Origin of the sequence: Cryobacterium levicorallinum, assembly GCF_004402405.1 — a bacterium.
Lineage (GTDB): Bacteria > Actinomycetota > Actinomycetes > Actinomycetales > Microbacteriaceae > Cryobacterium > Cryobacterium levicorallinum.
Window position 1 is genome coordinate 77,843 of sequence record NZ_SOFE01000027.1, and the last position, 18,317, is coordinate 96,159.

The 18,317-nt window shown below is 65.7% G+C and carries 17 protein-coding genes; 7 read left to right on the forward strand and 10 right to left on the reverse strand.

The genetic code is table 11. From position 1 onward, the window contains the following. Positions 1-51: 51 nt before the first annotated feature. The 6 genes from ilvA to E3O11_RS15650 are packed head-to-tail and all read right to left on the reverse strand — an operon-like array spanning position 52 to position 6,629. Positions 52-1,287: a threonine ammonia-lyase gene (gene ilvA, locus E3O11_RS15625; protein WP_092450390.1), complete on the reverse strand. Its 1,236-nt coding sequence runs from the start codon at positions 1,285-1,287 to the stop codon at positions 52-54. 3 nt (positions 1,288-1,290) lie between these two features. Continuing rightward, positions 1,291-2,706 (reverse strand): AI-2E family transporter, encoded by a 1,416-nt coding sequence (locus E3O11_RS15630; RefSeq protein ID WP_241994755.1) that lies wholly within the window; start codon positions 2,704-2,706, stop codon positions 1,291-1,293. A gap of 21 nt (positions 2,707-2,727) precedes the next feature. Continuing rightward, positions 2,728-3,831, reverse strand: coding sequence for an ABC transporter ATP-binding protein (locus E3O11_RS15635; RefSeq protein WP_166787606.1), 1,104 nt, complete (start codon positions 3,829-3,831; stop codon positions 2,728-2,730). Continuing rightward, positions 3,828-4,673 carry an ABC transporter permease gene (locus E3O11_RS15640; RefSeq protein WP_092450392.1) on the reverse strand — a complete coding sequence of 282 codons (846 nt, stop codon included), beginning with the start codon at positions 4,671-4,673 and terminating at the stop codon, positions 3,828-3,830. Before E3O11_RS15640 ends, E3O11_RS15635 begins: the two co-directional genes overlap by 4 nt. Next, positions 4,670-5,623 (reverse strand): ABC transporter permease, encoded by a 954-nt coding sequence (locus tag E3O11_RS15645; RefSeq protein WP_370257716.1) that lies wholly within the window; start codon positions 5,621-5,623, stop codon positions 4,670-4,672. Before E3O11_RS15645 ends, E3O11_RS15640 begins: the two co-directional genes overlap by 4 nt. Next, the gene (locus E3O11_RS15650) at positions 5,520-6,629 is read right to left on the reverse strand and encodes an ABC transporter substrate-binding protein (protein ID WP_092450394.1); all 1,110 of its coding nucleotides are present in this window, start codon (positions 6,627-6,629) and stop codon (positions 5,520-5,522) included. The genes E3O11_RS15645 and E3O11_RS15650 overlap by 104 nt, the downstream gene beginning before the upstream one ends. Before the next feature lie 192 nt (positions 6,630-6,821). Between E3O11_RS15650 and E3O11_RS15655 the strand changes: the two genes are divergently transcribed. Further along, complete coding sequence (locus E3O11_RS15655) at positions 6,822-8,012, forward strand: winged helix-turn-helix domain-containing protein (RefSeq protein WP_092450397.1); 1,191 nt, start codon at positions 6,822-6,824, stop codon at positions 8,010-8,012. Between the two features lie 42 nt (positions 8,013-8,054). Here the strand turns inward: E3O11_RS15655 and E3O11_RS15660 are convergent, their stop codons facing one another. The 3 genes from E3O11_RS15660 to E3O11_RS15670 form a co-directional block, all read right to left on the reverse strand. Then, the gene (locus E3O11_RS15660) at positions 8,055-8,939 is read right to left on the reverse strand and encodes a M48 family metalloprotease (protein ID WP_092450399.1); all 885 of its coding nucleotides are present in this window, start codon (positions 8,937-8,939) and stop codon (positions 8,055-8,057) included. Between the two features lie 13 nt (positions 8,940-8,952). Next, positions 8,953-9,519: a LemA family protein gene (locus E3O11_RS15665; protein ID WP_092450401.1), complete on the reverse strand. Its 567-nt coding sequence runs from the start codon at positions 9,517-9,519 to the stop codon at positions 8,953-8,955. Positions 9,520-9,700: 181 nt separating this feature from the next. Continuing rightward, positions 9,701-10,285, reverse strand: coding sequence for an SOUL family heme-binding protein (locus E3O11_RS15670; protein WP_092450403.1), 585 nt, complete (start codon positions 10,283-10,285; stop codon positions 9,701-9,703). Positions 10,286-10,392: 107 nt separating this feature from the next. Between E3O11_RS15670 and E3O11_RS15675 the strand changes: the two genes are divergently transcribed. After that, positions 10,393-11,142, forward strand: a complete 750-nt coding sequence (locus tag E3O11_RS15675; protein WP_092450405.1) for an ABC transporter ATP-binding protein — start codon at positions 10,393-10,395, stop codon at positions 11,140-11,142. Continuing rightward, positions 11,139-11,873 (forward strand): ABC transporter permease, encoded by a 735-nt coding sequence (locus tag E3O11_RS15680; protein WP_092450407.1) that lies wholly within the window; start codon positions 11,139-11,141, stop codon positions 11,871-11,873. The genes E3O11_RS15675 and E3O11_RS15680 overlap by 4 nt, the downstream gene beginning before the upstream one ends. 9 nt (positions 11,874-11,882) lie before the next feature. Here E3O11_RS15680 and E3O11_RS15685 read toward each other — a convergent pair whose 3' ends face one another. Continuing rightward, on the reverse strand, positions 11,883-13,343 hold the full coding sequence (locus E3O11_RS15685; protein WP_092450409.1) for a glycoside hydrolase family 1 protein: 1,461 nt from the start codon (positions 13,341-13,343) through the stop codon (positions 11,883-11,885). 175 nt (positions 13,344-13,518) lie between these two features. On the opposite strand from E3O11_RS15685, the gene E3O11_RS15690 reads away from it, so the two are divergent. Genes E3O11_RS15690 through E3O11_RS15705 form a run of 4 tightly spaced genes read left to right on the forward strand, consistent with a single transcriptional unit; the run spans position 13,519 to position 17,756 of the window. Beyond that, positions 13,519-15,813: a hypothetical protein gene (locus tag E3O11_RS15690; protein WP_092450411.1), complete on the forward strand. Its 2,295-nt coding sequence runs from the start codon at positions 13,519-13,521 to the stop codon at positions 15,811-15,813. Positions 15,814-15,839: 26 nt separating this feature from the next. After that, on the forward strand, positions 15,840-16,766 hold the full coding sequence (locus E3O11_RS15695) for a Ppx/GppA phosphatase family protein (RefSeq protein WP_092450413.1): 927 nt from the start codon (positions 15,840-15,842) through the stop codon (positions 16,764-16,766). A 33-nt stretch (positions 16,767-16,799) separates the two neighbouring features. After that, positions 16,800-17,351 carry a dihydrofolate reductase family protein gene (locus E3O11_RS15700; RefSeq protein WP_092450415.1) on the forward strand — a complete coding sequence of 184 codons (552 nt, stop codon included), beginning with the start codon at positions 16,800-16,802 and terminating at the stop codon, positions 17,349-17,351. Between the two features lie 12 nt (positions 17,352-17,363). Continuing rightward, on the forward strand, positions 17,364-17,756 hold the full coding sequence (locus tag E3O11_RS15705; protein ID WP_092450417.1) for a RidA family protein: 393 nt from the start codon (positions 17,364-17,366) through the stop codon (positions 17,754-17,756). Positions 17,757-18,317 lie beyond the last annotated feature (561 nt).

Genomic DNA, 18,317 nt, shown 5'->3' on the forward strand with positions numbered 1-18,317 from the left:
TCTGTCTGTCTGTCTGTCTGTCTGCCTAGTCGACCGGGCTAGTCGACCGGGCTAGTCGATCTGGGGGTCGTAGCCGGCGGCGCGCAACGTGTCTACGACGTGCTGGCGGTGTTCGGGCCCGCGAGTTTCAACGCTGACGTCGAGTTCGACTTCGCTGATCTGCAGGCCGACGCCGTGCCGGGTGTGCAGCACCTCGATCACGTTGGCCGTCGCCTCCGCGAGCAGCTCGGAGATTCGAGCCAGCTGACCTGGACGGTCGGGCAGCATGATGCGCAGCGTCAGGTACCGTCCCGACGCGGCGAGGCCGTGGCTGATCACGCGTTGCATCAGCAGCGGGTCGATGTTTCCGCCCGAGAGGATGGCGACGGTCGGCCCGGTAGGGGTGATCTTGCCGGCCAGGATGGCGGCGACCGCCACTGCCCCGGCCGGTTCAACCACGAGCTTGGCGCGTTCCAGCAGCACCAGGAGCGCGCGGGCGGTGTCGTCTTCGGTGACGGTGACGATCTCGTCGACGGCGTCCCGAACGATCTCGAGATTAAGCAACCCGGGCCTGGCCACCGCGATGCCATCGGCGATGGTTGGGAGCATGTTGATCGTCACTGCTTCGCCAGCGGCGAGGGAGGGCGGATACGCAGCCGCGTTCTCCGCCTGCACCCCAATCACTCGGATGTGTCGCCCCTCCCGGGCGGCACGCTGCTTGAGCGCGCTGGCCACTCCGGAGATGAGTCCGCCACCGCCGATGGGAACAATGACTGTCTCCAGGTCGGGAACCTGATCGAGAATTTCGAGTCCGAGCGTGCCCTGCCCGGTGACCACATCGGCATGGTCGAACGGCGGGATCAGGATCGCGCCGGTCTCCCGGGCGTATTCGGCTGCGGCGAGCAGCGGTTCGCTCACGGTCGTTCCGCGCAGAATGACCTCTGCTCCGTAGTCCCGCGTCGCTGACAGCTTCGGCAGCGCGACTCCGACGGGCATGAAGATGGTCGCCTGGATGCCGAGCTCGCGCGCGGCGAAAGCCACGCCCTGGGCGTGGTTTCCGGCCGAGGCCGCCACGACGCCACGGGCTTTCTCCGCCTCGGTCAGTTTCGACAGTCGGTTGTAGGCACCGCGAATCTTGTAGGAGCCGGTGCGCTGCAGATTTTCACACTTGAGGTAGACCGGCGCGCCCAACACATCGGCAAGGTAGCGCGAGCTCTCCATCGGAGTCACATCCGCAACCCGGGCGACGACCGCGCGAGCGGCCTCGAATTCGGCGAGGGTCGGTCCGACGAGGGTGGTCTCTGGCATGTTCTAGTTCTCCGAACTATCGTGCGGGGCGCCGGGTGCGCTCGAATCTGTAGGGGTGACGCGCGCGGATGCCCCCCGCGACGTGAGGAGGGTCCCCGGGCGCAGCCGTGCTGTGCGCGCCGGTGCGCCGGACGTGCGATATCCCGGTCGGCTTTGCGGCACGGTCTGCCAGAGCACCGATCCGGTCGTCGGCACCGTCGGCACCGTCGGTGGGCTCGACCGCCAGCTACCCCCAGCAACGTAACTGGTCATCGCGTTCAAAACCGCGGCCACCGGAACGGCGAACAGAGCGCCTGGAATTCCGGCGAGTAACGCGCCGGCAGCCACCACGAGCACTACGGCAAGCGGATGCACCTTCACCGCGGTTCCCATAATGAGCGGCTGCAGAACGTGTCCCTCGACTTGCTGCACGAGTAGGACGACACCGAGCATGGCCAGGGCAATAGCCCAGTTGTTGAAGATGAGTGCGATCACAATCGCCACCGATCCGGTCGCAACGGCACCGACGATGGGGATGAATGAGCCGAGGAAGACCAGAATTCCGATCGGGATGGCCATCGGCACCCCGAGCAGGGCCGCGCCCACTCCAATGCCGACCGCGTCGATCGAAGCGACCAGAATTTGCACCTTGGCGAAGTTGCCCAGGGTGGTCCAGCCTGCGATTCCCGCACCGTCGACAGCGGCCTGGGCCCGCAGCGGGAAGAACCGTACGATCCAGCTCCAGATGGCTTTGCCGTCGATGAGGATGAAGAGCAGGCTGAACAGTGCCAGCAGAAGCCCGGTCAACAGGTGACCGAGCGTGGTTCCCACCGACAGGGCGCCGCTGATGAAGACGGCACTATCATTCTGGATCGCTTCCCAGGCCTGCTGCACGTACGTGTTGATATCAGTCTCGGAAACCTGCAGCGGTGAGCCGGCCAGGAACGCCTTGAACGAGTCGAGTGATCGGGTGAGCCGTTCGCTCAGCCCAACGGTGCCCTCGGCGATCTGCGTCGAGGCGAGGGTGACCAGACCGGCAACGAGCACCAGCGTGCCCACCATCGCCAGCGCCACAGCGACGCCCTTAGGCCAATGATGCCGCACCAGGAATGCCACAAACGGAACCAGGAGCGCGGAAACCAGCACGGCCACGAGCAGCGGAATGACAATCAACCGCAACTGAATAACCAGGAAGACCAGAATGGCGATAGCGGCGGCGATCACAATCAGACGCCAGGACCAGGCCCCAGCCAAACGGATGCCGGCCGGCAGATTCTCGTCGACGCCGTTGGCGGCGGGGGCCCCGGTCACAACCTCGATCGGCGTGACAACGAGCTCGGATCCGGCGAGATCAGCGCTCTCCCGCGCGCGCTCTGCCGAACGCCTGCGACGCAACCGTAGCAGCGCGCGTGCACCTGGATTGCCCGTGGATTCGCTCACTCAAACAGTCTAGGACTGCCGTCAGGACTGTTGCTGCGCCACACTGGCGGTCTCCACCCGCTCGGTCGAGACCGGTGCCCCGGTGAAGTTGACAAACACGTTCTCGCCCGCTTTCGGGTGCACGCGCACGCCGTGCTGAAGAAACAGAATGGTGCCGTCGGCCAGGCGCAGGGTCGTGCGGCGGAGCGACCCAAGAAAGCTGGAGGTGACCACGGTCGCCGCGAGGCCCTCGGCTGCGAACTCGATGTCTTCCGGGCGGATCGAGACCGTCACGGGTCCGTCGGGCGTCGCCGGGTCGATCAGGGGCAGGCTCGTTCCATAGACCTCGGCTCGAGCCGAGCGCACGAGACCGTCGATGCGGTTGCTGAGCCCGACGAAGTCGGCGATGAACGGGGTGGCCGGACGGGAATAGAGTTCTTCGGGCGTGCCGACCTGCTCGATATTGCCGGCGCGCATCACGGCGACGCGGTCGGCGACCGCGAGGGCCTCATCCTGATCGTGGGTGACGAACAGGGTCGTGATGCCAAGTTCGGTTTGAATGCGTCGAATCTCGTCGCGCAGCTGCACGCGCACCTTGGCGTCGAGCGCCGAGAGCGGTTCGTCGAGCAGCAGCACACGCGGTTCGGTCACGAGTGCGCGCGCGAGCGCGACCCGCTGCTGCTGGCCGCCCGAGAGCTGGTGTGCAAAGCGATCGAAGTGGTCGTCGAGGCCGACCATGGCCAGGGACGCTGCCGCCCTGCGGCGCCGCTCGGCCGGCTTGATCTTTCGCATCCGCAGCCCGAATTCGACGTTTTCGCCGGCACTGAGGTGCGGAAACAGCGAGTACGACTGAAACACCATACCCATGTCGCGTTTGCTGGTGGAGAGTGCTGATACGTCGATGCCGTCAATGGTGATACTGCCGGCATCGGTGGATTCCAGCCCTGCCAGCACGCGCAACGCCGTGGTCTTGCCGCTGCCACTCGGGCCGAGCAACGCGACACATTCGCCCGCGTGCAGGGTGAGGTTGAATCCGTCCAGGGCGCGCATTCCGGAGAATTCTTTGACGACGCCGGTGAATTCGACGACGGTTCCCGGTCGGGTCGGTGCGGTTGGCTGCTGGGCTGTCAGCTGCTGTGAATTCATGCTGGACCTTTCACGGTGGTACGGCGGCGCGACGTTCGGGTGCGCGGGGCACCGAGTCGTCCGATAACGAGGAGCAGCAGGAAAGCGAAGGCGAGGGCCAGCAGCGAGAGGATCACGGCCGTGTACGGGTCGACCTTGCTCACGACGACGAGAGCGGTTTGCAGGTTGACCCGGTTCAGCAAGGACGCGATGGTGAATTCGCCGAGCACGACGGCCACGGCGATGAAGGCACCGGCCAGGATGCCCCGGCGCAGGTTGGGTACGAGCACCCGCAGGAGCACACTGCCCCAGCCAGCCCCGAGAGTGCGCGCAGCTTCGGTGAGCGTTTTCACGTCGACGCCGTCGAGGTTGGATTGAATGGCCCGATAAGCGAAGGGCAACACCGTAATGCCGTAGGCGAAGGCCAGGGTCCACACGCCGCTGCCCAGCATTCGAGCCACAATGGCGTAGACCGGCGCGAGCCCGACCACAAGCACAATGGCCGGAATGGTGATGGGCAGAATACAGATGAATTCCAATACTCGGCGCAGCCGGGGAAAACGGATGTGCACGAGCAGCATGGTGGGTATGAGCAGCAGCAGCACGATCAGAACGGTGCCAATGGCCAAAGCCACCGAGTTGCCGAGCGCTACCAGCACCGGTCGGTACACCCCGGTGAATCCGCTCTGAAACAGGGCGACCCAGCGGTCGACGTTGTAGCCGCCGACCAGCCCGGCACGCAGGGTGAATTCGATCATGGCCACGATCGGCACGGCGAAGATGACCCCGACCACGCCGAGAATGATGGTGCGAACCGTGCGGGAGGGCGCGTGAGCCACACCGTTGGTGGTCAGTCCGGTCATTGCTGCCACCGCGCGGCCCGTGACTGCAGCGCTGAATAGCCGACCATGACGACGGCCATCACCACGATCATGCCGAGGGCCAGCGCGCCGGCCAGGTTTTCCCGACCGAGCAGCGTCTCACTGGTGAGTGCGGCGCGAATTTGCAGGGGCACAATCTGCGAGCCCTGACTCACCAGCGCCGCCGCGGTGGCGTAAGAGGAGAACGCGTTGGCGAACAGCAGCAGCAGGCTGCCGATGAAGGAGGGTGCGAGCACCGGAAAGGCGATACGGAACCAGTAGCTGGCTGTGCTTCCGCCGAGAGTGGCGTTGGCCTCGGCCCACTGCGGTTTCAAGGCTTGCAGGGCGGGCATAAAGGTGATGATCATAAGCGGAACCTGAAAGTAGATGTAGGGCAGGATAAGGCCGGTCGTCGAATACAGCCAGACGCCGTTCTCAAAAATATCCAGGCCGAAGGTGTCGCGCAGATACAGGGTGACCATGCCCTGAATGCCAATGGTCGCGACGAAGGCGAAGGCGAGCATGACGCCACCGAACTGCGCCAGCACCCCGCTGAGCGAGTCGATGGTGGTGCGCAGCGGGCCGTCGGGGCGAGCGCCGAGCAGGGCGTAGCAGACCACAGCACCGACAACGGCACCGACGACGGCGGTCAGCGCCGACAGCCAGAAGGAGTTGAAGAAGGTGGTGAGCACGACGGGATCGCCGAGGGCCGCGACCGTGGCCAGGGTGAAGGCGCCGGTATTGTCGAAAAAGCCCGTGCCGATGGCAATCAGGGTCGGCACAGCCAGGAACAACAACACATACACCGCGAAGGGCAGCAGCCCGAAGGCTGCTGCCCGACCACGGATGTTACTGGACAGCGGCAGCCCACTTCTCGCCGAGCAGCGTTGCCGCTGCGGCGCTCTGGTCTTCGGTCGGAACGACGGTGTCGCTCGGCGCCTTCGGCAGCGCATCGAACAGCTCGCTATCGATGGTGCCGGCCTCGGCCATGGCCTCGGCGCGCGCCGGGCGGGCGCCGCCCGCAAGCCACAGGTTCTGTGCTTCATCGCTGTACAGGAATTCCTGCCAGAGCCGCGCTGCGGCGGGATTGGGAGCATCCTTGTTGATCGCCTGGTTGTAGTAGCCGGCGTAACCGGTGCCGTCGAAGACGACGACCTTCCAGTTGCGCTGGCCCTCCAGCTGGGCGCCGTAGCCAACGTTGAGGTAGTCCCAGTCGAAGACCACCGGGGTCTCACCGGAGGCGACGGTTGCCGTCGTCGGGTTGACCTTCAGAAAGTTACCGGCCGCATTGAGATCGGAGAAAAAGTCAATGCCGGGCTGAAAGTCAGCGACCGTTCCGCCACTCTGCACGGTGGCGAGGCCGACAGCGGCAAACGCTGCACCAGCCTGGGTCGGGTCACCATTGATGGCCACCTTTCCCTTGTAGTCGGCGCCGAGCAGGTCGGTCAACTCCTTGGGCTCCGGAACAGCGTCGGGGTCGTAGCCCACCGACAGGTATCCGCCGTAGTCGCCGACGTAGAGGCCGGAGGCTTCCTTGAGCGCGTCGGGAATGTCGGCCCAGTTGGCAACCTGGTACGGCGCAAAGCGGTCGGTACTGGACAGGGCCACAGCCAGGCCGAGGTCGAAGACATCCGGTGCCGTGTCCTGGCCCTTGAGGTTGTCGGCGGCCTGGATCTCTTCGGCGCTGGACCCATCCGGGGACGCTTCGTTGATCGTGATGTCCGGGTATTTCTCGGCAAACAGGTCGAGAACGGCGCCATAGTTCGCCCAGTCACGCGGCAGCGCGATGACGTTCAGCTGACCTTCCGCGATGGCGGCTTCTTCGAGGCCTGCCAGATCGCCGAAGGCGCTCAAGCTGGTGGCGGTCGCTGCGTCGACGCCCGAGGCCGGAGCCTCGGCGGCCGGTGAACAGCCGCTGAGCGTGAGGGTGAGGGCCGCTGCGGCGGCCAGGGACACCATGAGAGTGCGTTTGAGTGACAATTTTCCTCCATTGTGACCGGGTCCGGAGCGTTGGATTACTGTGCGAACGCACCGGGTGAACAGATTACGGGGCAGGGTGTGCCGGTCGCCCGACAATACGAAGGCTACATGGCCGCCACATGTTTTCCGGGTAAACACCAGGTGAACGGGGGTGCAGCTAGAGTGAGACGAATGGTCACGACAGTTTCCCCCGCACTCGCGCGGCGGATTGCGCTCGCCGCGCAGGGCTTCGGCGCGCGACCTGGATCGGCCGTCGGCATCCGTCAGCTCACGGGTCTGGTAAATCGACTCGAGCTGCTGCAGATCGACTCGGTCAACGTGTTCGAGCGCAGCCACTACCTGCCGGCCTTCAGCCGACTCGGCGCATATGACAAGGCCCAGCTTGATCGGTTGACCACGGGGCGCGAGGCCCGCTTTACCGAGTATTGGGCGCACGAGGCCTCCTTTCTACCGGTCGAGGTCTGGCCGCTGTTCCACTGGCGCATGCAGAACTATCGCGACCGTTCAGCGCGCACGCCCGACGATTGGTCGCACGCCAACCGGCCGATGCTCGATTGGCTCCTGGCCGAGCTCGCCGCCAACGGCCCGATGCGGGCCAGCGCAATCGAACACGACGCCAACAAGCGCAGCGGGCCCTGGTGGGGCTGGTCCGAGGTGAAGACCGGGCTGGAAATTCTGTTCCGCTGGGGTGATGTGGTCAGCGCCGGGCGCATCCGTTTTGAGCGGGTCTATGCCTTGCCAGAGCAGGTCTTCTCCCCCGAGCTGCTCGGCACTGAAATTTCTGAAGCGGATGCCCACCGCGAGTTGGTGCGCCGCTCGGCGCGCGCGCACGGGATCGGAACCGTGAAGGACTTCGCCGACTACTTTCGGCTGAAGTCGGCGCCGGCACTCTCAGCCATCCTTGAGTTGGAGGAGGCCGGCGAGTTACTCCCGGTGGAGGTTGCGGGCTGGGGCGCGCGCGCCTGGCTGCACCGCGACGCCCGGCTGCCGCGGGCCATGGACGCGCAGGCGGTCTTGTCGCCGTTCGACCCGGTGGTCTGGGAGCGTGCCCGCGCCCTGCGGCTGTTCAATTTTCACTACCGCATCGAGATCTACACGCCGCAACCAAAGCGCGTGTTCGGCTACTACTCACTGCCGATTCTGCTGGGCGACATGATCGTCGGCCGGGTCGATCTGAAGAACGACCGGCAGGCCGGCGTGCTCCGGGTGCAGTCGGCCTGGGCTGAGCCGGCGGCGCCGACGGATACCGCGGGTCGGCTCGCGCAGGTACTGCGGGAAGCCGCGCTCTGGCAGGGACTTGAGGAGGTCGTCGTCGCGCCGCGGGGAAACCTGGCTGGGGGTCTGGCCGCCGAACTGCGGTAGATCTCGCCGCCGGGTTACGCCCCGATGTGCGGGAAAACTAAATCAGAACTTGCTGCCCATGGCGGTCAGGCGCTCTATGCGGTCGGCGATCGGCGGGTGCGTCGCGAACAGCTTGCCCATGGCGCCCTTCTTTAGCGGGTCCGAGATCCAGAGGTGGGCCATCGAGCTGTTCTGCTTCTGCATGGGGCGACCGTATTCGCCCAGTTTGGCCAGGGCAGAAGCGAGCGCATCCGGGTGGCGCGTCGTCAACGCGCTGGTGGCATCCGCTAAATATTCGCGTTGGCGAGAGATGGCGAGCTGCACGACGGTCGCGATGAGCGGGGCCACGATCATGGCCACGAGCCCGAAGACCATGACGACGGGGTTGCCGTTGCTGTTGTTGCTGCGGCCGAAGAACGCCATGCGCAGGAACATGTCGGAAATGAAGCCGATCGCGACAACGAGGCCGAACACGACCATCGACACGCGAATGTCGTAATTGCGCACGTGGCCGATCTCGTGGGCCATGACGCCTTCAAGTTCGGAGTCGTCCATGATGTCGAGCAGTCCGGTGGTGGCGGCGACGATCGCGTGCTGGGGGTCGCGACCGGTGGCGAAAGCGTTCGGCGCCGGATCATTGATGATGTAGACCTCGGGCATCGGTGTGCCGGTCGTGATCGACAGGTTCTCCACGATGCGCCAGAGGCGCGGGTGGTCGGCCTTGCTGTTGACCCTGATGCCGCCGCTCATCGAGATGGCCTGGCGACCGGCGGCGTAGTACTGAATGATCACGTAGAGCGCCGTGATGACGACGGTGGCGATGAGGATGCCGTAGCCGCCGGTACCATAGACGGCGTTGGCCAGCCAGCCGAGCCCCGCAATGATCACGAAAAACAGGATCATGATGAAAACGGTGTTGCGTTTGTTCTTAGCTATCGCGCTGTACATCGGCTAAGTCCCTTTAGAACTGCACGCGGGGCGGCTCCGCAATCGCTGCGGAATCGGCCACCTCAAAGAACTCGCGCTCGGTGAATCCGAGGTTAACGGCGAACAAGTGGTTCGGGAACACCTTGATCTTGGTGTTCATTTCGCGCACGCCACCGTTGTAGAAACGACGCGCGGCCTGGATCTTGTCTTCGGTGTCGACGAGTTCGCCCTGCAACTGCAGGTAGTTCTGGCTGGCCTGCAGCTGCGGGTACGCCTCGGCGACGGCAAAGATGCTCTTCAGCGCAGTCTGCATGTGATTCTCAGCAGCGGATGCGTCGGCCGGGCCTTGGGCAGACAGCGTCTCGGCCCGAGCCTTGGTCACGTTTTCAAACACGTTCTTCTCGTGTGCTGCGTAGCCCTTGACCGTTTCGATCAGGTTGGGCAGCAGGTCAGCACGACGCTTGAGCATCACCGTGATGTCGCTCCACGCTTCGTCGACCCGCACATTGAGCGTCACGAGCGAGTTGTACGTCGACCACAGGTAGATACCAGCGATGGCGACGAGTGCGACAACGATCAGAACCGGGATGAGCCATTCCATGGCAGCGTCTCCTTGCAAATTGGCTTTCTAGGGTGGCACGGAGACATGAACTGGCGACAACGACCCCCGTGCGTACCTGCCAATACTAACCGCGACCCCGGAGGCTCCCACCCGCTTCCCATCACACTCCAAGCAACCTCAAGGCGTGCGGGGATTTCCCAAGGCGGCAGGGAGAGCGCGGTCAGCCGGGCTCTTCGACGTCGACCAACACCTCGTTGCGACGCAGAAACCACGGTTTGAACGGCGGGTCGAATCGGGCGAATCTCGGTGACCCCAGGGCGGTGAGCCCGGCGGCGGCGAGCGCCGCGCGCAACTCCTCGACATGCTGTTCGTAACGAGTCTCACGCCAGCGGCCACCGAACCGCAGTGCAGCGACCAGTGCGGACGGTACCGTTCTCAGTTGCACTTTGGGGTCGGTGGGTTGCGGCGCCGTTTGCGCCGTCAGCTCCTCGGGCAGCACGAAAGCAACCTGGAACTGCGCACTGCCCACTCGATTTGACGGGTGCGTCACAGGCTGTTGCAGCACGGGCGCGGTCATCGCGATCTTTTCTGCCGCACCGGTCTGCACCACTGGCGCGGTCATGGCCACCTTCCGGCGGGACTGGTTTGCCCCGCTGATGTAGGCAAACAGGTATCGGAAAGCACGGTTGCCGGCGTCTTCGAAAGGGCCATCCGTGGTGACTTCGGCCAAGAGATGGGCTGGGTATCGGCGAAGTTCGAAATCGTCGTAGGAGTGCAGGACGTGGTAGGGCTGCTGCTTGGTCACGCCCCGAAATTACTGCAGGTGGCTGGGTACCCGCTTTCAACGTGAAGCACCGCGGAATCGCCCATTGTGGGCTTGACAGGAAATGTGCAGCGGCGGAGAGTTCGGACATGGTGAACACATCCGCCCCCGCGGTAGACGTGACCGATTTACACGTGCGACGGGGAAAGCATCCGGTGCTGCGTGGGCTTACCGTCACTGTTCCCCGCGGAGTCGTGGTGGGGCTGCTCGGCCCGAGCGGATGCGGCAAAACCACGCTCCTGAGAGCGATCGTCGGCGTGCAGGTGGTGCAGTCCGGCACAGTCACGGTGCTCGGCCTGCCAGCTGGCGCCGCCCCGCTTCGGCACCGCGTGGGCTATGTGACACAGGATGCGAGCGTCTACGACGACCTCACCGTGCGGCAGAATCTGCACTATTTTCGCGCCGTGCTCGGTGCCCCGCGCCGGGACGTCGACCGGGTGTTGGCCCTGACCGATCTCACGGCACAGGCCAGCCAGCTCGTCGGATCGCTCTCCGGCGGACAGCGCAGCCGGGTCTCGCTGGCCGGAGCGCTGCTCGGCTCTCCCGATCTGCTCGTGCTCGACGAACCGACCGTCGGACTCGACCCCGTGCTGCGGGTCGAGCTGTGGACACTGTTCCATCAACTCGCCGCCGTCGGAACGAGTCTGCTGGTCTCCAGCCACGTGATGGACGAGGCCAACCGGTGCGACCGGTTGCTGCTCATGCGGGACGGCGAGATTCTGGCCGATGACACTCCGGCGGGGCTGCTCGCCGCGACCGGAACCAGCGATACCGAGGGGGCGTTTCTGGCGCTGATCGCGCAGCATCCGCTCGGCGAAGCCACTGGGAGCGTCTCATGACGCCGCAACGCACCCTCGCGACGGCCGGCCGGGTGCTCAGCCAGGTGCGACATGACCCGCGCACGATCGTGCTGCTACTCGTGGTGCCGAGCCTGCTGATCGGGCTGCTGGCCTGGATTTTCTCGGACACTCCCGTGTTCGCCACGATCGGACCGGGCATGATCGCCCTGTTTCCGTTCATCGTGATGTTTCTCGTGACCAGCATCACAACCCTGCGCGAACGCCGCACCGGCACGCTCGAGCGTCTACTGTCGATGCCGCTCGGCAAGGGCGACCTGATTCTCGGCTACACGCTCGCGTTCGGGCTGCTCGCCGTGGCCCAATCGGCCGTCGCGGTCGGGTTTGCGGTGTGGGTGTGCGGGCTCGAGATCAGCGGATCGATCTGGTTGTTGCTCGCGGTCGCGGTGGCCGATGCGGTGCTCGGCACGTCCCTCGGCCTGCTGGCGAGCGCGTTCGCCCGAACGGAGTTTCAGGTCGTGCAGTTCATGCCGGCGCTGGTGTTTCCGCAGATTCTGCTCGGCGGCATTTTTCTGCCGCGCGAGCAGCTCCCCGATGTGCTGCGAATGATCAGCGACTGGTTGCCGCTGTCGCACGCGATCGATGCGCTGCAGGCGGTCGCGGCCGATTCGCAGGACGCCGCCTATGTCGGCGGGGAAGTGCTCATCATCGGAGCGTGGGTTGTGGGCGCCGTCGTGCTCGGGTCGGTGACGCTGCGGCGGCGCACGCCGTAGTTGGCCGCCTCAGCGATTGGTCAGCGCGTGTTGCAGCCAACGGTAGCTCGACTTGGGCGTGCGCGTGCGGCGGTCGTCGGCGAAGTCGACGTGTACCAGACCGGTCGGCTGGGTGTAGCCGTCATCCCATTCGAATCCGTCGAGCAGCGACCAGAACGCCACACCGGCGAGGTCGACGGCAGCGGCCGGGGCTCCGGTCGCGGTGGCGTCGAGGGCGGCCACGAGGTGTTCGGCCAGATAGTCGATGCGGGCGGGATCGTGCACCTGGTGGCGGGCATCCGCCTGGTCCCAGAAGGCGCCGCCGGCTAGTGAGAGGTAGACGGGGGGCAGGTCGGGGTAGCGTTCGGCCAGTTCGGAGAGCGCCACGGCGAGGTACCCGGGAGCGTTAACGTCGCCGGTGGAGGTCGTGGGGTGTTCGCGGAACGGCTCGAGGTGGAATGGCCATGAGGTGACGGGGATCGGCTGGCCGTCGGGGGTCTTCAGCACCGTCGCACCGGCGGCGATTCGGGCCGGCCCCGTGTAGCTCAGCCCGTAGAAGTCGAGCGGCTGCTGGATCGTGCGCAGGTCGGCGGGGTCTGCTTCGAGCAGGGTGCGTAGTTCGACCGCGAATGGTTCGAGCGGGTCTGGATAGTGGCCGAGCAGCACCGGGTCGGCGAACAGGCGGTTCTGCAGCAGGTCGTAGAGGACCGCATAGGAGCGGTCCTGATCGCGGTCGGTCGCTGATTGCACCGGGGTGTGGGAGTTGACCAGACCGATGCGTCCGCGCACGTCGGCGGCGCGCAGGCCCTGCACGGCAAGACCGTGCGCGAGCAGCTGATGGTGCGCGGTGGGCAGCGCGTCGAAAAGCAGGGTGCGACCGGGTGCGTGGGTGCCGAGCGCGTAGCCCCTGGTGGTGACCGTGGCTGGCTCATTGAGGGTGACCCAGGCGTCGATGCGGTCACCGAACGCCTCCCCCACGGCATGGGCGTAGTCGGCGAAACGGCCGGCGGTGTCGCGGTTCAGCCAGCCGCCCCGCAGGGCAGCCGGCAGATCCCAGTGCGAGAGAGTGGCGGTAGAACGGATGCCGTCGGCCAGCAACGCATCCAGCAACCGATCGTAGAACGCGAGTCCGTTGCGGTTGAGGGGGCCGCGGCCCTCGGGCTGCAACCTGGTCCAGCCCAGCGAGAAGCGGTAGGCATCGACGCCGAGGTCGCGCAGAATGGCGGCATCCGCTTCGTAATTCTTGATGTGGTCAGCCGAAACGGAGGCGTTCGAGCCATCGCGGATGCGTCCGGATCTTTGACTGAAGGAATCCCAGACGCTGTCGCCACGGCCGCCGTCGCGAGCGGCTCCCTCGATCTGAAAGGCGGACGTGGCGACGGCCACCTCGAACCCGGTCGGCAGGCCATCGCCGAGCTCGCCGGCGCGGTGTTCCCAGTCCCGGGCAGCGACGGCGCGTGTGGAGGCGGGGGTGCGGGGCGTGGGATTCATCAGGGTGCGGCTCTCCTCGGCGGTCTCATGCTGGGCATCCGCTTCGTATAAAGGGTGTCATGTTTACCGGCGGGCGGCGACAGCGAGAAGAATTCCCTCGGTTTGTTACATTCTGCGGGCGCGGGAGGTTGACTTTACCGCCCTCTGCCCATCAAATTGGGGCAGGGGGTGAGTCATGTCCGAATCGACTCGGGTCGAAGCATCGGGCGCAACGGCGCGTCCGCGACGCTCCCGCAGCTTAGCGGCCGTCGTCGCCCTTCTGCTCGGGTGTGCGATCGTCCTCGCCGGGCCCATGCTGGCGACGGCGCAGGCAGAGGAAGCCATAGTGACCTCGTTGGCTGAGGAAACGACACCCGAGCCGACTCAGGAGAAAAACCTGCAATCGACACCGGAATCGACCGCTCCGGCCACCGAAGAACCCATCCCGAACACCACGACCGATCCAGCTACGACGAGGCCGCTGATCGAGAGTCCCGGCAACGGGCAGTTCATCGGCAGTAACCGTACAACTGTGTCTGGGTCGAAAGCGCTCGATCAGGAGATTCAGTTGTTGTCGCCGCGCGGCGGGGACCCGCTGTGCATCGTCGATGACAAATCAACCTCCTGGAGCTGCAGCAACCTCTACCTGCAGAACGGTCCGACGATCAAACTGCGCGTCGTTGTAACCGGCGATGCCACCCTGAGCGACGAGATCACGGTTGCCGTTCTGGGTGCACCGACCGTGCGGGGCGGCCGCAGCGGCTCCGAGTCCGACGGCTGGGTTCGCGGAACCGGGCATCCCCAGGCCACTGTGACGGCGTCGCTGGGGACCGAAGACTCATGCTCAAGTGACGTCGACAACTCGGGTGCTTGGGCGTGCCTGTTCGAGGGCACGCTCAAGAGCGGAAGCCGGGAGGTGACAGCGAGCCAGCGTTCGACCTTCAGCAGCCCGTCATCGTCGAATTCGAGCGAGCCGGTCACGATTGTCTTTGACCTTCAGGGCCCAGCGGCTCCGGTCGTGACGACTCCTCGCGAGGGCGCCCAGGTGCCCGTCGCGGGAACCGAATACACCGGCACCGGCGAGACCGGCGCAACCGTCACCGTGTTCGCTGGCGCCTACTCGGTCTGCACCGCCGAGGTGACCGCCGGGGCGTGGACCTGCTTCGCCGGGGGCGTGGCTGCGGGTTCGTACTCAATCATCGCCGTGCAGCAGGATTCCGCCGGCAATGTCGGACCGGGCAGCACCCCCGTGACGGTCCGCTATGCCGCTCCGAGCACCGCCACACCGACCCCGACGCCGACCCAGTCCGCCTCGGAGACGCCAGCGGTCACGCCGGCTCCGAGCGCATCGGCTTCGCCGTCGCCCGACGGTGCGGTTGGCATACCGGGTGACACAGCGGAGCCGACGCCTTCCGCGGCGCCCCAAACGCAGGAACCAGCACCGGAAGCCGCTGCGGAGGAGTCGGCGGACGACTCGGCGGGGGCATCCACTTTCACCGGCCGGTGGGATGACCCGACCCGCTTCGCACTGCCGATCGGGCCAAGCGCCACCAGTTCGCCATTCCCCTGGTTGCAGGCCGGGCTGCTCGCCCTGGGCGCCCTGGTGCTGATCGCTCTGCCGCTGCGGATGCTCGCGGGCACCATCTCCCGTACGCGCGGCGGCCGTCCGTTCTGGTCAGGGCCCACCCTGGCGGGTCGCAATCGGGTGCGCGAAGAGTACGAGGTGGCACCGACCGTGCGACTCAATCGGTGGCTGCGCGGTGGCGCCGCGCTCGTCGCCGCCGCAACCTTCGTCATGCTGTCCGGACCGGTGGTGGATCAGCCGGCCTACCTGCGCCTGCTGGTCGCGGTGACTATCGGGCTGGTGTTGGTCAACGGGGTCGCCATTCTGGTGCCGCTGTGGTGGAGTTCCCGCGTGCTGGAGCTGCGCGGGGCGGTCAGGTTTCTGCCGCGCTACCTGTTGCTGATCGCGGCCGCGGCGACCGCCTCGCGCGTCTTCGACGTGCACCCGGCCCTGCTGTTCGGCCTGCTCGGCAGCGTGAGCCTGTTAGCCAAAGCGGATGCTGGTAGCGCGCAACCGACGCCGGCGCAGCGCGGCCAGCTTGCGGCAGTGCGGGTCGGCGCCCTCTCCCTGTTTGCCGTGCTCGCCTGGTCACTCGGAGCACTTCTGCCCGCCGCCAATGATTTCACGACCTCGCTCGTGGCGGAGACGGTCAACACGATCGTGCTCGCTTCAGTCGGCTCGGCCGTGCTCATCCTGGTGCCGATCGGTCACACCAGTGGGCGCAGCATTCTCGCCTGGTCACCGCCGATCTGGACTGGCCTGACCGTGGTCGCCTATGGAATTTTGTTCGCCGCGCTGGCCCCGGCGATCGATCAGCTGCAGAGCAGCGGCTCTGGCACGGTGTTGTGGATCGTCGCCGCGAGCTTCGCAGCCCTGTGCGCGAGCGGCTGGGTCTGGCAGCGCTTCGTCGCTCCCGCGCAACGCTGACCCGGCGGAGGCAGTATCGTACAAATGTGCGCCTTGGAGTCCTCGATGTCGGTTCGAATACCGTCCACCTGTTAGTTGTCGACGCGCACGAAGGCGCCCCGCCGGTGCCGATGGCCTCCGACAAGAGCGTTCTGCGCCTCATGCGGTACATCACTCCAGAGGGTGCCATCAACGACGAGGGTGTCGCGGCGGTGCTCTCTGCGGTGCAGCATGCAGCGGATGTTGCCCAGCAGCACAATATCGACGAGTTGTTGCCGTTCGCCACCTCGGCCCTGCGCGACGCGACCAACGGTCCGGAACTGCTCGACCGGGTCGAACGGGAAACCGGTGTCGCCCTGCAGGTGCTGTCGGGCGAGGACGAAGCCCGGCTGACCTTCCTAGCCGTGCGGCGCTGGTATGGCTGGTCGGCCGGCAACATTCTGCTGTTCGACATCGGCGGTGGATCGCTCGAGATCGCGGCCGGCGGGGCTGAGTTTCCCGAGGTAGCGCTGTCGCTGCCGCTCGGCGCCGGGCGCAGCACGATCGGTTTTCTGCACCACGATCCTCCCCTGCCGGAGGAGGTGTCTGCGCTGCGCAGGCATGCGGCATCCGTTTTGCGCGATGCGGTCGGTGCCTTTGCGCGGCTGCCGGCACCGCACCACATCGTCGGGTCGTCGAAGGCGATTCGATCACTGGCCCGACTGGCCGGAACCACCTCGGACGGCGTCGGCGCCGCCGATCGCTTGCGTTTGGGTCGCGCGGAGCTCGATGACTGGGTGCCGCGTCTCGCGCGTATTCCTGCCGAAGCCCGCCCGGCGCTGCCCGGTATCACCGCCGACCGCACCTTTCAGATCGTGGCCGGCGGCATCGTGCTCGGCGCGGCAATGGCCGCGTTCGGGGCGGCGGAACTTGAAGTGTCACCGTGGGCGCTGCGCGAGGGTGTCATCCTGCGCTATCTCGACCGACTGAGGTAGCATTTTCGCTCACCGACCCCTGGAGCGATTCGCATGCGAAAACTGACCGCCGGCTTGTTCATGTCCCTGGATGGCGTCGTGGAGTCGCCGAACCTGTGGCAATTCGACAGCTTCGACGAGGAGCTGGGCGTTGAAATGACGGCCATGATCACCCGGGTCGACACCGTATTGCTCGGCCGGGTGGGCTACGAACAGTGGGCCGGTTACTGGCCGAACGCCGAACACGACGACCCGTTCGGGGCGTTCATCAATCCCGTAGAGAAGTTTGTCGCGTCGCGTACTCTCAATGGTGACCTGGCCTGGCAGAATTCCACGCTCATTCCGGGTGATCTGAACGAGTTTGTGACCAACCTGAAGAACACCGAGGGCGGTGAAATCTCGGTGGTCGGCGGTATTTCGCTCGTGCGGCAGCTGCTCTTTGCCGGTCTGCTCGACTCACTGACCGTTATGACGCACCCTGTGATCGCAGGCGTAGGGCGTCACCTGTTCGAGCCGACCGACCCGGTCACCCGGCTGACGCTGCAGACATCTTTATTGACGAGCAGGGGAAACGCCCTTCTCACCTACGGCCTGCGCACCGACTGAAGGGACACCAGCATGACTTCATTGCCGACACCGATCGACCGGCCCGAGCTTTTTCAGAGCCCTGCCTTCGCGCAGGGCATGATCGCCCCGGCCGGGCGCACCCTGTACGTCGGCGGGCAGAACGGAACAGACGGCACCGGCGCCCTGGCCGACGGGCTCGGCGCGCAAACCGAACAGGCGCTCCGCAACGTGCTAGCCGTGCTCGCTGAGGCCGGAAGCGGGCCGGAGTATGTGGTCAAACAGACGATCTATCTCGCGACCGGAATCGACCCCGGGGAGGCCTATGCCGCCACCGCTGCGGCGTGGGGCAACCGCCGTACCGCGGTCACGGTGCTCGCGGTCACCCCGGCACGGGTGGGCGCTTTCGCGGAGATCGAGGCCGTTGCTGCGGTCCCTGCCGGCTGACGCACGGACTGTCACGTTGTTTTGGTGTGGTGCCCCCATTGGGACTTGAGACCATTTGGGAGGCCAATGGCCACCCGCGAGCAGGCCACTTCCGCATAAAATCAACGTTTTTTGGTCACTTGGGTAGTGGTACAACCACGTCATTTTCCTACCTTTGTGGGCAATGTGTGCGCAAAATGTGGGCAAGTCCGAGGGCCTTTTTTCGGTGCGTTTGCTTGGGTGCATCAGGACATCTCTGACGGTCATCGGGACATTCCTGACAGGAAATAGATGACGGTGTGACGCGTCCACGGCGGCGTCAATTCCCAATGTCCTCCAAAAGTTCAAGGCTCACGATCGGACGCTCGGTCAGGGTGCGCAGGAACGGGTCCGTGCTGGCGGCCTCCCACGCGGCCATGCTGACTATTCGCACATTCACCCCGCGCCCCAGGCTGGTGCCCGCGAGGCGTGCCGGGTCACGTCCCGCCGGTTGGTGTAATTCATCGTCACCGTGCGGGTCAGCTGATTTGATTATGCGGCAATGAGCTCGGGAACGGGAATCACCCCCGTCAGGGCGCTGGC